The sequence below is a fragment of the Arcticibacterium sp. SM2516 genome (assembly GCF_057914865.1).
This window is the reverse complement of sequence record NZ_CP195290.1, coordinates 2,052,855-2,067,943: the sequence shown is the minus strand read 5'-3', so window position 1 is coordinate 2,067,943 and position 15,089 is coordinate 2,052,855. Positions and strand designations below refer to the sequence as shown.

14 protein-coding genes are annotated in these 15,089 nt (G+C 38.0%); 3 read left to right on the top strand and 11 right to left on the bottom strand.

What is annotated here, in order from left to right:
* Positions 1-6 precede the first annotated feature (6 nt).
* Together ACSBFT_RS08660 and ACSBFT_RS08655 are read left to right on the top strand one after the other, a co-directional pair.
* On the top strand, positions 7-1,320 hold the full coding sequence (locus tag ACSBFT_RS08660) for a SusD/RagB family nutrient-binding outer membrane lipoprotein (protein WP_463046673.1): 1,314 nt from the start codon (positions 7-9) through the stop codon (positions 1,318-1,320).
* A gap of 100 nt (positions 1,321-1,420) precedes the next feature.
* Positions 1,421-3,325, top strand: a complete 1,905-nt coding sequence (locus tag ACSBFT_RS08655; protein WP_489604297.1) for an ABC-F family ATP-binding cassette domain-containing protein — start codon at positions 1,421-1,423, stop codon at positions 3,323-3,325.
* Here ACSBFT_RS08655 and ACSBFT_RS08650 read toward each other — a convergent pair.
* Positions 3,322-4,455: a T9SS type A sorting domain-containing protein gene (locus tag ACSBFT_RS08650; RefSeq protein ID WP_489604296.1), complete on the bottom strand. Its 1,134-nt coding sequence runs from the start codon at positions 4,453-4,455 to the stop codon at positions 3,322-3,324. The two genes, ACSBFT_RS08655 and ACSBFT_RS08650, sit on opposite strands and share 4 nt — an antisense overlap.
* Between ACSBFT_RS08650 and ACSBFT_RS08645 the strand changes: the two genes are divergently transcribed.
* On the top strand, positions 4,454-5,719 hold the full coding sequence (locus ACSBFT_RS08645) for a type IX secretion system plug protein (protein ID WP_489604295.1): 1,266 nt from the start codon (positions 4,454-4,456) through the stop codon (positions 5,717-5,719). The genes ACSBFT_RS08650 and ACSBFT_RS08645 overlap by 2 nt on opposite strands.
* A 2-nt stretch (positions 5,720-5,721) precedes the next feature.
* Here ACSBFT_RS08645 and ACSBFT_RS08640 read toward each other — a convergent pair whose 3' ends face one another.
* The 10 genes from ACSBFT_RS08640 to gcvH form a co-directional block, all read right to left on the bottom strand.
* Entirely contained in the window at positions 5,722-8,103 is a 2,382-nt protein-coding gene (locus tag ACSBFT_RS08640) for an efflux RND transporter permease subunit (protein WP_489604294.1), read from the bottom strand.
* A gap of 82 nt (positions 8,104-8,185) precedes the next feature.
* Positions 8,186-8,710 carry an inosine/xanthosine triphosphatase gene (gene yjjX, locus ACSBFT_RS08635; RefSeq protein WP_489604293.1) on the bottom strand — a complete coding sequence of 175 codons (525 nt, stop codon included), beginning with the start codon at positions 8,708-8,710 and terminating at the stop codon, positions 8,186-8,188.
* Positions 8,707-9,399: a 2-C-methyl-D-erythritol 4-phosphate cytidylyltransferase gene (locus ACSBFT_RS08630; protein ID WP_489604292.1), complete on the bottom strand. Its 693-nt coding sequence runs from the start codon at positions 9,397-9,399 to the stop codon at positions 8,707-8,709. The genes yjjX and ACSBFT_RS08630 overlap by 4 nt, the downstream gene beginning before the upstream one ends.
* A 62-nt stretch (positions 9,400-9,461) precedes the next feature.
* Positions 9,462-10,514, bottom strand: a complete 1,053-nt coding sequence (queA, locus tag ACSBFT_RS08625; protein WP_489604291.1) for a tRNA preQ1(34) S-adenosylmethionine ribosyltransferase-isomerase QueA — start codon at positions 10,512-10,514, stop codon at positions 9,462-9,464.
* Between the two features lie 153 nt (positions 10,515-10,667).
* The gene (locus ACSBFT_RS08620; protein WP_489604290.1) at positions 10,668-11,450 is read right to left on the bottom strand and encodes a PhzF family phenazine biosynthesis protein; all 783 of its coding nucleotides are present in this window, start codon (positions 11,448-11,450) and stop codon (positions 10,668-10,670) included.
* Positions 11,447-12,166, bottom strand: coding sequence for a gliding motility-associated ABC transporter permease subunit GldF (gene gldF, locus ACSBFT_RS08615; protein ID WP_489604289.1), 720 nt, complete (start codon positions 12,164-12,166; stop codon positions 11,447-11,449). The genes ACSBFT_RS08620 and gldF overlap by 4 nt, the downstream gene beginning before the upstream one ends.
* A 3-nt stretch (positions 12,167-12,169) precedes the next feature.
* Positions 12,170-12,682 (bottom strand): DUF4199 domain-containing protein, encoded by a 513-nt coding sequence (locus tag ACSBFT_RS08610; RefSeq protein ID WP_463046663.1) that lies wholly within the window; start codon positions 12,680-12,682, stop codon positions 12,170-12,172.
* A gap of 20 nt (positions 12,683-12,702) precedes the next feature.
* Positions 12,703-13,221, bottom strand: a complete 519-nt coding sequence (locus tag ACSBFT_RS08605; RefSeq protein ID WP_463046662.1) for a DUF4199 domain-containing protein — start codon at positions 13,219-13,221, stop codon at positions 12,703-12,705.
* Positions 13,222-13,232: 11 nt separating this feature from the next.
* On the bottom strand, positions 13,233-14,504 hold the full coding sequence (locus tag ACSBFT_RS08600; protein ID WP_489604288.1) for a dihydroorotase: 1,272 nt from the start codon (positions 14,502-14,504) through the stop codon (positions 13,233-13,235).
* A gap of 36 nt (positions 14,505-14,540) precedes the next feature.
* Entirely contained in the window at positions 14,541-14,924 is a 384-nt protein-coding gene (gcvH, locus tag ACSBFT_RS08595; protein ID WP_489604287.1) for a glycine cleavage system protein GcvH, read from the bottom strand.
* Positions 14,925-15,089 lie beyond the last annotated feature (165 nt).

Sequence of the window (15,089 nt, the reverse complement as noted above, 5' to 3'; positions counted from 1 at the left end):
GAAGAAATGAAGAAAGTCATAATCGTACTACTTAGTTTATTTGCTTTTTCTTGTGAAAAGTATTCGGCGGGTTTAAATGTGGACCCCAATAACTTTACCGATGCACCAGGAGAATCTATCATTGGACAGGCTAATTTAACTTGGTTACTTATCACTGAAGGAGAAACCTCAAGAATGGCTGGAATATTTTCAGATCAGTTTACAGGTTTTAGTAATCAGTTTGTTAATTACAATGTTTATGATGTGAAATCGGTAGATTTTGATGGCATATGGTCAGGTAATTATTCTGGCGGCATAGCTCAAACGAGGATAGTCCAAGAAAAGGCTATTGCTGCAGGAAATACTACTTTGCTAGGTGTTTCTCAGATAGTGGAAGCTGTAATGGCGGGCGAGCTTTCTGCTCTTTTTGGAGATATACCTTTTTCGGAAAGTGCTCAGCCCGTAGCTTTTCCAAATCCAAAATATGATCCGCAGACTCAGGTTTTTGCGGCGGTACAGAGTTTATTGACTCAGGGTATAGCCAATGTCGGCAATGCCAAAGTAAGTGATTTTTATGGCAGCCCTGTTTTTGTTGCAAATAGTGCCACTTGGGCACAAGTAGCCCATACTTTGAAAGCTAGATATTATTTGATAACTAAAAACTATCAGGCCGCTAGAGACGAGGCCAAATTAGGGGTTTCTAGTAATGAGCATAGCTTAAAGGCTTTTCATTCAAGTCTATCTGGTCAAAGAAACCTTTATTATCAGTTTGGAATAGAGCAGCGTGGAGGTTATTTGACGGCTACAAGGTCTTATCTTAGAAAAATACTCAACTTATCAGATACCTCTGTAGACCGCGTTTTATATACTCCTGGTGATGAGGTTAGGTACAGCCATTATTTTTCGGGAAATGAATTAAATTATACTACAGGTGGGTATTTTGCTCAAGATGCGTCTTTCCCGATTGTGGATTGGTACGAAAACCTTTTCATTTTGGCGGAATCAGAGTTAAGGTTAGGAAATGAGGTAGAAGCTAGAAAAGCTTTCAATGCCGCTAGAGCTGGTCTGGCGAAGAAATATAATGCATCATTCCCAGAAGTGGCAATAGGTGGAAATACACTTTTGAAGGTTATTCTTGAAGAAAAGTATATTACGATGGTGGGTTCTCCTCAAGTTTATAATGACTTAAGAAGAACCAAAAATCTTTTAGGTATTCCTGTTAAAAGTAGTACGGCTACTAATATACCTCAGCGTTTTCTTTATCCAGCTGTAGAAATCAATACCAATAAAAGTTTCCCGGGGATTATAAGCTTATATACACCTACCACCGTTAATCAATAATAGTTTAAAGCTGGTATTTTGGGCTAAGATTAAAGCGGGCTTTTTATTACAGTTATGTCTAGCTACCTTTGCAGGCTCATTTCAAAATCAAAATTAGCGAATGTTAACCATTCACAATCTCTCCTTTTATTTCGGTGGTCGTGCCATCTTTGAAGACGCAAGTTTACAGGTCAAACCTAAAGACAAAATAGGTTTGATTGGTCTTAACGGAAAAGGCAAGTCCACATTACTAAAACTCATAGTAGGGGAGTATGAACCAGATGCCGGAAGCATATCAAAAGCGGGCGATGTCACTTTTGGCTTTTTGAATCAGGATTTGTTGTCCTACGAATCAGAAGAATCTATCTTACTGGTGGCCATGCAGGGTTTTGGACGAGAGTTGGAACTTCAAAGCCAGATTGATGAAACACTTCATGAAATGGAGGTCAATTATTCTGACAAGCTGGTAGAGAAGTTGGGTGATTTACAAGAAGAGTTTGATATCCTTGGAGGTTATACCATTCACGCTAGGGCAGAGGCCATATTGGAGGGTTTAGGTTTTAAAACAGCCGATTTAAATAAACCACTTAAAGAGTTTTCTGGAGGGTGGAGAATGCGTGTAATGCTAGCAAAGCTTCTCTTACAAAAGCCTTCGGTACTTCTTTTAGATGAGCCTACCAACCACTTGGATTTACCGACTATAGAGTGGATTGAAAAATATATTCTTAATTATGAGAATGCTGTTGTTGTGGTTTCTCATGATAGAGCATTTTTAGATAATGTTACTACTACTACGGTAGAAGTTTCTCAAGCAAAATTGATTCATTATCCAGGCAATTATTCCTTCTTTTTAGAGGAGAAAGAGCTCAGAAATGAGATTCAACAAGGAGCTTATGAAAACCAACAAGCTGAGATAAGACAAACGGAGCGTTTTATTGAAAGGTTTAAAGCCAAAGCTACCAAGTCAAGGCAAGTACAGTCAAGAGTAAAAGCTCTGGCAAGAATGGATGTGATTGACGAGGTGTTAAGTGATGACGCCAAAGTACATTTTAGGTTCAAATTTGGTACTCAGCCTGGCAGGCACGTCATGCGTTTAGATAATATTTCTAAAGCCTATGGCAATAAGGTTATTCTGAAAAACACCACGGCTCACATTGAAAGAGGGGATAAGATTGCACTTATAGGAGCCAATGGAAAAGGGAAGTCTACTTTACTTAGAATAATAGCTGGTACAGAAGAGCATGAAGGTCAAAGAGCTTTAGGTCATAACGTCAATTTCTCTTTTTATGCACAGCATCAACTAGAGTCGCTTCATATTAATGAAAGCATGCTGGAAGAGCTTAAATATGCTGACCCCTCTAAGTCGGAAACAGAGCTAAGGTCGGTTTTAGGTTGTTTCTTATTTGGTGGAGAAGACGTATTTAAAAAGATTAAAGTACTTTCTGGTGGGGAGAAATCTAGAGTAGCCTTGGCAAAAGTATTAATATCTGAAGCCAATTTCCTTTTATTAGATGAGCCTACCAATCACCTTGACATGCAGTCCGTGAATATTTTGGTGCAGGCTTTGGGGCAATACGAAGGTACTTATGTGGTAGTTTCTCACGATAGGCACTTTGTGTCTCAAGTAGCTAATAAGATCTGGTATATTGACAATCAGGAAATCAAAGTATACCCAGGTACACTGGCAGAGTATAACAGATGGATTGCAGAAAGAGAGGCTAACGGAATTACATCTGAGCCTACAGCTCCAGAGATAGAATCTGAACTATCTAAAAAAAAGAGCTCGCATAGAGATAAGTCAAAAGACGAGTTGAAACGGATAGAAAAGGAAGTAGCAACACTTGAAGAGAAAATTGAAGAGTTGGAAATCCAGAGGACAAAAATTGAAGTTAATCTTGCTTCTAAAGATGTTTTTGGCAATCCAGATAAGCTAGCTCAGGAAAATAAGAAATATGAGAAAGTCAAATTTAACCTTCTTCAAACCACAGAAAAGTGGGAGGCCAAGATGTTAGAGTTAGAGGATTAATTAACCATCAACTTCTTTGTTATTTTCTCTCCGTTTGAATTTTTGAAGTGCAAGAAATAGAGACCTTCCTTCAAATCCGAAAAGGCTTGGAAGTTTTGTCCCATAATATTTCTAATACTTTTCAATTCAAGCGACGCACTCTTTTGAATGTTTAAATCCTGTCCAGCCGATAAGGGGTTCGGATAAACGCTTACATAACTGGCATCCACGTCGTAAAAGACTTGAATGATTATTGAGAAGTCCTTAGTGCCGTCAAAGTCTTTCTGCTCAAGTCTATAATAGTTTGGGCCAGGAAATGGCCTTTCATCTATGAAAACGTAACTATTAATGTCGTTCGAGTCTCCCGCTCCATCAATACGGGCTATAGTCTCAAAGTTCACGGCATTTCTGCTTTTCTGAACTTCAAAACCTTGGTTATTAGTTTCTGTGGAGGTTTGCCAGTGTAAGCTGATTGCATCCGTCTTAGCTTTTCCCTCAAATGAAATATAGTTAACATCAAATGCTTCACTGGAGAGGTTGGAGTTTCTGGCAAAGTCTGTGGAATTGTTACCTGTATCTCCACCAGTTCTATACAGCACCGTACTATTTGAGTTCATGTCTGGAGCCGCTGCAGTTTCAAAGGCGTTTGCAGATCCATAGCCAAACATATCGGTAAGTAAAAGTCCAGTGACAGTAACTAAAGTTGGGTCGGAACCCGGATAAGGAGTGACTATCCCTCCAGGGTGTTCAAAAACGGCAAGCTTTCCACCACTTAGTGCAAGACCAAAGGCTCCACCCAAGGAGCCTGTACTGGTATCAAAGGAAGTTAGTGGTTTACCAATACTATTGGAAGTCTCTACCTTAATAAAATAGTAAGCTCCAGAATTTATGGTTACATCTGGTAGCTGAAAAACATCCCAAGGGCCCGAACCGGTATCACTTTCATATTGTAAAGACCAATTTGTTCCTGTATTTAAAGGCGTGCCTCCGTTATTATACAAAACCACATAATCATCTTGATAGGCTGCTCCTGAATTTCCACCACCGCCGTATACTTGATAAATGATTAGATTTGCCGAGGAGGACAATGAAAGAAAAATTAAAAAGAATGTTAAGCACTTTTTATAGGATAATGAGGTTTTTAAAAGCATGAGGATATTATTATTATTTCTGTTGTTTAAATTTACAACATTTGTTTCAGATGGCAAAATGTATGATATCATAGATGATATGGTCTTAGATGTCGATTTGAAGACCGTTCAACTTTACGCTTTCGGGAATGCCGCTAAACTTCCTGGGTTAAGTTCAAGGGTTTTAAATATGAATGCTAACGACAGAATGGTGCTGGAGTTTGATGACTTAAAAGCCTCATACCGTCAATTTCACGTTAAAATTCAGCATTGCAATAGGGATTGGACGCCTTCCAGATTAACAGATTTGGAATATCTATCTGATTATAATGATTTTATAATCAACGATTATCAAATTTCTCAAAACACCAAAATACCGTACTTTCACTATGGCTATATTCTACCAGAATTAAAAGCCTCTGGTAATTATGTGTTGTTTTTGTATGAAGATTACATTTCTGACTCTCCGTTGGCAAGCTTGAGATTCTCGGTAGTGAACGCACAAGTGGGTATTTCAGCCAATGTACAGCAATCGCAAGATCCTGCTTTATGGCAGACTCATGAACAGGTAAATTTCGAATTGAACTATAATAACTACTCAATAAGAGATCCTAGAAATGATTTTGAGATTTTAATCAGACAAAACTATAGAGATGAAACAACTAAAACGGGATTTAAGGCCTCATCGCTTAATGGTTCTCTGAGGACTTTGACCTATAGGTTTTTTAATAACGAGAATTTGTTTCCAGCTGGAAATGAATATAGATATTTAGATTTAAGAAGTAATTTCAACAAAGGGGATAACATTGCCGAGATAAAACAGGGTAGGGAAGATCAGGTTTGGCTCGTGCCTCAGAGTACAAGATCACAGAGAACTTATCTAGAATCTGTTGATTTGAATGGTAGGTTTGTGGTACAAACTTTAGATGGAGACGAGCCTGCCACCAGTGCAGATTACATGCATGTTCATGCTGGATTTAAAAGCCTCATGCTTAGCCCAAATGAAAAGCTGTGTATCTTGGGAGGATTTAATCGGTACAACTGTTCAGAGACAGGTGAAATGCATTATGATAATACTTTTCAAGGGTACACCACCACATTTTTATTAAAACAAGGAATGTATGATTTCCAGTTTGGTGTGGTCAATAGAGACGGTAAAACCAACTTTGAGCTTTTTGAAGGCAACTTCTCAAATACAAAAAACGCTTATGAAATCTTTGTGTATCATAAGGCTCCTTCATCAAAGTCGGATTTACTCGTAGGCTATGCTCTTATAGAAGAGTAAAATCAGTTTTTATCTGCAGCTTTATTTTGACGTTTATCTAAAGTCATCAGAAAAGATGGTAGTAGAATAAGATTTGAGATCATTCCAATTAGAAGCGTCATTGAAACTAAAAGACCCAAGAATACGGTGCCTTTAAATCCTGAAACTACATATATTCCAAAACCAAAGAAAAGAATGATAGCAGTATAGAACATACTGATTCCAGATAATTTTATGGTTTCACTAACGGCCTCTGGTATGCTCTTTCCACTTTCTATTTCCTCTTTGTATTTAGTGAGGAAGTAGATGGTACCATCTGAGGCTATACCAAATGCTATGCTAAAGATAAGGATAGTAGTAGGCTTAAGCGGAATTCCAGCAAAACCCATTACACCAGCAGTGATTATTAATGGAATGATACTCGGAATGGTGGAGATGAGTACTGTTCTAGCATTTAGAAACTGCGTAGCCATGACTAAACTCACCAAAATGATGGCTAGTATAGTGCTGTCTCTAAGGTTCCTTAAGAGATAATCATTTCCTTTTGTGAACACCACGCCATTTCCAGTAAGCTTGGCGTCTATTTGGTCTTCTTTCGGAAGCCATTCTTCAAACTCGCTGTCATAATTAAAAATAGTGTCTGTTCTGGCTTGTAAGTCTTCCACCATTTCTGCCATTCTTACAGTGCCTACATCGCCACTTTGATAACTAATACGCGTATATCTGTGCGTACTATCCATAAAAGAACTCATGAGCTCCGCTTTTCCATTTGCCATTCCAGAATAGGCCGCAAGCTTATTTAATTCCAGTGCTCCCGGCAGTCTGAAATATTTTGGGTCGCCGCCTCGAAATCCTTGATAGACAAATTTAATGGCTTCAACCACGGAAATAGGATTGGTAAGTTCTGGGTATTTGGCAAATTCCTTTTGGACTGAACTGATTTTGGCAAGTATTACAGGATCCAAAGCTCCATTTTCTGCTTTGGTGTCAATGCTTACTTCTATGGGTACTATACCTTTGAAGTTTTCTTCAATAAACTTAAGGTCTGTGAAAACGGGGTCGTTAGCAGGCAAATCGTCCACTAGATGGCCTACGCTTTTTATCTGAGTCATTCCAAAAACAGAGAGTACTACCAAAACGCCAATAATCCAGTAAAGTTTTGTTCTTCTATTGTGAACAATAAAATCTACAGATTCTAAAAATTTACTAATGTTCTTGTTTTCCAAATGCCTCACATGTTTGGCTTTGGGTTTTGGGTTATAGCTAAAGATAATGGGAATTAGAATTAAAGAAATGGCCCATGTAGCCATAACCGCAATTGAAGCGACTAAGCCAAACTCTAACAATAGAGGACTTCCTGTGAAATAGAAAACAAAAAATCCTATAAAAGTGGTCAGATTAGCTATGAAAGTAGTTTTACCTATTTTCTCAATGGATACTTTAAGGGCTTTTATCTGATCTTTACACTTTAAGAATTCCTCTTGATATTTATTGATCAAAAAGATGGAATTAGGAATTCCAATGACCACAATGATAGAAGGAATTAGGCCTGTCAGTAAAGTGATTTTATAACCAAAAATTTGAATCAAACCTACGGACCACAATACAGATATAGCAATAACCAAAAGAGCAAAGAAAACTACTCTGAAAGACCTGAAGAAAAGAAAAAGAATAATAGCGGTTACCAAGAACGCCAATATCATAAACTTGGCGACTTCTAGGCTTACTTTAGCCATGAAGTTGGTTCTTACAAATGGCATCCCAGAAAAATGTGGTTTTATACCTGTTTTTACTCCAAAAGCTTCTGCGAATTCTTCCACTCCCTGGGTGATAGACATGCGGCCCTTGGAATTCATTTTTTCCTGGTCAAATGTTACGGCCATTAAATGGGCTGTACCATCATCATTAAACAAGAAGCCTTTGAAAAAAGGAATTTTAGCAATCCTTGTTTTAATACTGTCAACCTCGGCTTGTGTGCTTGGTCTTTCGGGTGAAATTTTAATGAAATTGAATTTTTTCTCTATATCATCTGGTCTAATTTCAAACAGATTACAGATAGAAGCCACATTTTTAATGCCATCTATTGTTTTCAAGCTTTCGCCTAAATCATACCAGGCATTGAATGTTTCTAGGTCATATATGTTGTCAGATTTAACCGCAATCACCATCACGTTTCCATCTTCTCCGTATCTATCTTTGAAAGCTTCGTAACGTTGGTAATGCTGGTCTGATTGTGGTAAAATCTTGGGTAATTCGTAGGAAAGTTGCAGCTGAGTGGTCATGTATACCATGAAAGCAGTTAGAATGCTTATGATAACTATCCATGTGATCCGGTTATTAAGTATGATGTCTGCAACTTTCTCCCAGAAGTTTTGAAGAAATTGAAATTTCTTTTTTGACGGCATAAAAAGGCTTAGTGATTAGGTTTTTAAATGCGGACGCAAAAGTAAGGAAAAATGCCCAAAAATCACCTAACGGGCTGTTCGCTCAATTTAGTTCAGGCTTTTTGAAAGGAATTAAGGCGAAGATTACCGCGGGAATATAGAAGTTTTCTCTGTCAATAAGATTATCTGTTAATAGACCAGAGCTGCCCATTTTCTGCTTACTATTCTGGATACCATGAACTAGCTCATCGGCCTTGCCCAACTCATGCCCCTCATTTATCAGTTTTATGACTCTTTTAGGCAGAAAGAAACCTGCGGTTCTGGCTTTACCAAGGGTTTCCTTAGATAAAACAACAATCCATGCCATTACCTCCATTTCTTCGTTATGTCTAATATTTCCACCTTCTAAGCCTACCCAGTAATCGGCGTCTGGTCTTTCTTTTCTTGCGGCATTGGCTCTATTATAGGCTCCTTGATAGGTTTCGTCAGTACCCATAGGCTGGTCTGGGACACCAGAGGGTGTAGCAAAGTCTTCAAAAGAAAAGTCTTTTTCAGGAAATGCGAGTTGAAAACCTTTTTGAGTGGCAGATATTTTAACGGGATTTTTGGAGGCAACGATGACTTTCATTTTTTCATTAATACCTCTGCTACTGAAAGGTCTTCTTGCGTTGTGATTTTAATATTTCTATAGTCGCCCTCTATAAGATTTACCGCATGTCCTGCATTTTCAAAAACGGAGGCGTCGTCTGTGAAATATGCTTTTTCTCCATCAGCGTAAGCTTCTTTAATGAGTTTTAAATCAAATGTTTGCGGAGTTTGTATGAGTCGTAAATTATTTCTATCTACTATTTCTGACGAAGTATTGTTTCCTACTGACCTTACAGAGTCCTTAACGGGGACGGCAAGGATTGCGGATTTAAATTTGGCGGCCTGTTCAAAAGAAGTCATAATGTTTTCCACTCTAATGAGCGGCCTTACACCATCATGAATCGCTACTAAACCTTCCGTTTCTTCAATGGCTTTTAATCCATTGTTTACAGACTGAAATCTTGTTTCACCGCCAATCACACTTTTGATCCGACCGATATTCACAGCTTGTTTTAGCAGTTTATTGCTATCAATAATATCTTCCCAAAAACATATATCTTTTTCTGGAAGTACTACGATGATGGTATTTTCTGGAATTTTAAGAAACTTCTCAATGGTATGCGAAAGAATTGGCTTGTTAAACAATGGAAGGAATTGTTTGGCGATAACGCTATTCATTCGGCTTCCAGAGCCTCCTGCTACTATTATTGAATACTTGGATGTGTTCATGTTAGGCATAAAAAAATAGCCTACTTTAAAGGTAGGCTATCAAATATAAAAAGAAAATCTTCTTAAAGAATTAACATCACGTCTCCATAAGTAAAGAATTTATATTCTTCTTTTATGGCTTCTTGATAAGCCGATGTAATTAAGTCATAACCACCAAAAGCACAAGCCGACATCAATACGATAGATTGTGGTAAATGGAAGTTAGTTAATAAGGCATTACCAATTTTAAATTCATAAGGAGGAAAAATGAATTTATCCGTCCATGCATTATCAATTGGATTAAGTCTGTCTTTCGAAGACACAGACGACTCTAAGCTTTTTAATGACGTGCTACCAATAGCACAAACTCGCTTATTCGTATTCAGTGCATTGTTTACGATATCACAGGTGGCAGCGGAAATAGCAAAATTTTCAGAGTCTGTTTTATGTTTGGTTAAATCCTCTACATCTACACCTCTAAAAGTACCTATACCAATATGTAAAGTAATAGGGCAGAAGGTAACACCTTCAATCTCCATTCTTCTCATAACGTTTTTGGTAAAGTGCATACCAGCGGTAGGGGCTGAGATAGCACCTTCTTCTTCAGCAAAGATGGTTTGGAAACGCTCTCTGTCTAATTCCGTAACGTCTCTGTTAATCACTTCTTTAGGTATTGGAGTTTCGCCTAATTCGTGAATGGTTTGCATCATTTCTTCGTGGTCTCCATCAAATAAGAATCGGATAGTACGACCTCTAGAAGTAGTGTTATCAATAACTTCCGCGACAAGATCACTTTCACCAAAATATAATTTATTTCCAACACGGATTTTTCTAGCAGGATCAACCAAAACATCCCATAGTCTCATTTCCCTGTTTAACTCACGAAGAAGAAAAACTTCAATTTTTGCTCCGGTTTTTTCTTTAGAACCATAAAGTCTGGCAGGGAAAACTTTGGTGTTATTGGTCACCATTACATCGCCATCAACAAAATAGTCTACGATGTCTTTGAATTTCTTATGTTCTATTTTGCCACTATCTCTATGAACAACCATCATTCTGGCACCATCTCGCTCTTCTCCTGGGTGCATTGCAATTAAGTTTTGGGGAAGATCAAATTTAAATTGAGAAAGTTTCATATTAGATTTTTGAGATTGTCATCTTTATAAATAATCCAATTTTGGGATTCCAAAACCGATACTGTCTTAGTAAACAGCGTGCAAAGGTACGATATCGGAATAGCGGTTGTCAAGCAAAACAAGATATTTAAATAAATTAAATAAAAAAGTTTTTTAAATATAAATTTCCCCTTTGAGGTAGGAGACGGCTTCACCGCAAATTATAACCCTTGGATGCTGGTATTCGCAGGATAATTCGCCTTTTCTACTGGATAGCTGTTCGGCTATTAAAGTGTTCTTATTGAGTTTTTTAGCCCAATAAGGGATAAGTTTTGTGTGTGCAGAACCAGTTACGGGGTCTTCGTCAATACCAGCGGCGGGAGCAAAAAATCGACTCACAAAATCGACCTTTGTACCCGGAGAGGTACAGATAATTCCTCTGCTTTTAATCCTTTTTATGGCAGAGAAGTTTGGGGATAATGCCTTAATGTCTTCCTCGGATTGGTAAACAAACAAGTAATCTTCATTGGCTTTATAGGTTTCTGTAGGTTTTATGTTAAAACCCTCCATCAAACCCATAGGCATTTCTGATAAAACAATATCAGTGGCAGGGAAATCCATACACAGAAAACGGCCTTTTTGGGTAACTTCTAGAAGCCCACTTTTCGATAGGAATTTTATTGCATTTTGGCTAAAGTCCAAGTTATTGAAAATAACATGTGCGGACGCTAAAGTCGCATGTCCGCAAAGATCCACTTCGGTGACTGGCGTAAACCATCGGATATGAAAATGTTCTCCCTCTCTTACAAAGAAAGCCGTTTCAGAAAGGTTGTTTTCTGAGGCTATGGTTTGCATTAATTCGTCGGAAAGCCATTTCTCTAGCGGTATGATGGCCGCAGGATTCCCACCAAATAATTTAGAAGTAAAAGCATCTACTTGATAGATATCCAAGGTCATTTTTTCCTTAGATTAATGGAGGTCAAATAAATCATTAAAATAGCTAGAGATGCTAAATAAATAACATTCCTGGAATCTATTACCCCTCTTCCTAAAGAAGCGTAATGAAACTGCATGCTTATAAAGTCTATGAAATACTGGGTAGTTCCTCTAAATAATTGAGAAAGCTGGTGTATGCCATCATAAAGAAAATAACACACAAAGGCCCCAATAATAAAGGCAATAACCTGATTGTCTGTGAAAGAAGAAATAGCAATGCCAATGGCTGTAAAAACCCCAGAAAGAAGAAAGAGTCCAAAGTAAGAACCCATCACTGCTCCTGTGTCTATATTGCCCTGTGGGCTGCCTAAACTGGAAATGGAAAAGTAATAAACCAATGTAGGCAAAATAGCCAATGAAATAAGAAACCAAGCGGCCAAAAACTTACCTAAAACAATATCAAGTTTACTCAGTGGTTTGGTCATTAAAAATTCGATAGTACCTGTTTTGAATTCTTCTGAGAAAGAACGCATGGTTATGGCAGGAACCAGAATAATTAAAATTAACGGAGTGAGGTTAAAAAAAGAACCCATTTCGGCATAGCCATAATCCAAAATGTTGGATTCTGGGAAAACCCATAAAATAAGACCCGTAAAGACCAAAAAAAGCACAATGACTATGTACGCAATTAGCGAATTAAGATAACCATTGAGCTCCTTGCTGAAAATTGATAGCATAAATTAAAAAGCGGGTTTGTTTTTCTTTAGGATACCAGCCACAATAAGTGAGATGATGAAGGCTACAAATATGCTTCCCAGAAGACCCATAAGGAACATCATACCTCCACCAGAAAACTTTTCCGTAATCTGCATAGCTTGGTCTATTTGAGCTTCGGCCATGCCAGATTCTTCCATTTTTTCTATTTGATAATCTCTGATTTGTCCCATGAACGTAGGATCAATGATAGTGGTATAAATCATACCCCAAAGAGAGCTTAAAAGAGCAGAAATAGCTCCTGTAAGTAGTCCAAGACTTAAGCCTTCGCCAAAAGTCATAAAGCCAGTGTTGGCATCACGATACTCTTTCATGGCAAGATATAAGAAAAGGGCTAAAGGGATAATGGAAAGCATAGATGCTCCGGTGCTTTTCCACATTCCTGTAATATTAATGATTGTGCTTAGAATGATAGTAGCTAAAGCACAAATAACGCCCCATTTTAGGGCAATAGGAGCTGAAGAAGGTTTTTGTTCCATATGTGTTACGGGTTTAGTGTTTAAGAAATGGCGTCTCCTTGTTTTCTTAAAGCCATAGAAATAAGCATAATGGCTACAATTGAAAACTGTTTAAACATCAAATCATCTAGAATTATTTGATATGGCTTGGCATTATCCAAAGATTCTAATTGCAATTTAAAACTTTCTTCATTTAAAAATTTACTTACAGATTCTTTCTGATCAATTAGAAATGACTTTCCCTCTATGATCCAGTTTTGAAAAGGGACAGGATCTACAAATTTCACAAAAATGTAAATAGTAAATCCAGAAACGAAGGCAGCAATGAGGTTGGTTAAAAAGCCAATAGAGAAGCCTTCGTAAAAGTGTAAATAACCACCGTTCCGACTCTTATAGATATAGATGGCTAAGAATATGATAAGGATATTAATGACAATATCAGGCCTTCTGTTTGATAATGGATTGCTATCCCCGGAGTAAAGCATCAGGAAAAATAGAAAACAAAGCACACCAGCTATGGAGCCAAAAATTAAACTAAAGAGATAAACTTTTTTATTCAATTTGTTGATTATTAATATAATTTGGAGAAACCCTTATGGAAAGTGGCATATATTTTACCTGACAATTCCTTTCCGATAAATGGCGAGTTTTTAGAATTTGATACAATGTCTGCGACACCGAATGTAAAGGTTTCGGTGGGATTAAATACCGTTAGGTTGGCCAGCTCTCCTTCTTTTAGTTCTGGTAAAGGTCTTTTTAAGAGGGTTCTAGGCTTGTCTGTTAAGCAGGCAATTATCGTTTCCAGTGTTTGTTCAGAGTGCGTTATAGCTGCCGCAAAAGCCGTTTGAAGGCCAATAACACCAAAGTCTGCTAGATCAAACTCCATATTTTTATGTTCCTCGTCTAATGGATTATGGTCCGAAACGATGGCGTCTATGGTGCCATCTGCCAATCCTTTTTGCAAGGCTTTTATGTCTTTTTTAGACCTGAACGGTGGGCTTACCTTTAAGTTGGTATCAAAACCAACCAAATCTTCATCTGTAAAAGCCAGTTGGTGTGCCGCAATGTCGCAGCTCACAGGAAGTCCATTTTGTTTGGCTTTTCTGATGAGCCTTACCGCGGCGGATGTGGAAATACATGAAAAGTGTAGAAGGGAGTTGTCATGTTTTAAATCTGCATATTCCAGCAATTTTAAATCACGCATAACCATCAGCTCTTCTGCTTCAGATGGGATACCCTTTGTGCCCATCATGGTACTGGTAATGCCTTCATGCATTTGACCATAGGCTGCCAGCGTATGCTCCTCTGCTCTATTCATCAATAGGGCTTTCTTAGGATACAGATACTGCAAGGTTTTGTATAGGATATCCGAATTCCAGAGCGATTTAGAGCCATCAGTAAAAGCGGTGGCACCGGCTGCTAACAAATCCCACATTTCTGTAAAATCTTCTCCTTTAATATCTTTAGTTACCGCAGGTGCAGGAATTAAATCAGTTAGAGAATTGGCAGAAAAGTGCTGAAAAAAACGAATAGACTCCTTACTTTGAATAATGGGGGAGGTATTTGGCATAACCGTAACCTCTGTAAAGCCACCTCTGGCAGCAGCGTCAGAAAGACTCTCGAGACTTTCCATGGACTCATGACCGGGTTCCTTGCTAAAGGCCCTCATGTCCATAAATCCTGCAGAAACATAGAGGCCTTTGGCGTCTATTGTGTTCGTAACTTTGGTACTTATATCACCTATTTCTTTGATGACACCTTTATCAATCAGAATATCGACTACTTTTTGATGGTAGACGGAATTTGGAGCTATTACTTTGGCTTTCTTGATTAAAACCTTCATACTATTTCAAAAAAAAAGCCCTTGAGGGCTTCCTATTTATTGACCAATTAATTCTTTATATGCCTCACTATCCAGTAAGCCATCTAAGTCAGAGACGTTTTTAAGTTCCATCTTTATTATCCAGCCGTCACCGTATGGGTCTTCATTTACTTTTTCTGGTTCATCGTTTAATATATTGTTGAACGCTAAAATTTTTCCGTCTGCAGGAAGGAAAAGGTCTGACACCGTTTTTACAGCTTCAATGGTTCCGAAAACTTCTTCAGCAGCCAGTTCTTCGTCTACCGTTTCTACTTCCACAAAAACGATGTCGCCAAGTTCTCCTTGTGCAAACTCCGTAATTCCAATAATAGCGACGTTGCCATCTTCTATTTTAATCCATTCGTGGTCTTTCGTGTACTTTAAATCTGAAGGGAACTCCATATAATTTTGTTTTGGATGAATTTTCGTGCCGCAATTTACGCCAATTCCTGTTTTGAGCAAAGCAGTTTAAGTACTTATGTTTTCCACCTTTCTTTAAAGGCTATCTTATGGCTTTTTAAAGTCCAACCAAAGGAAGCCTTTTGTGCCTTAGCCATTAAGTCTGTG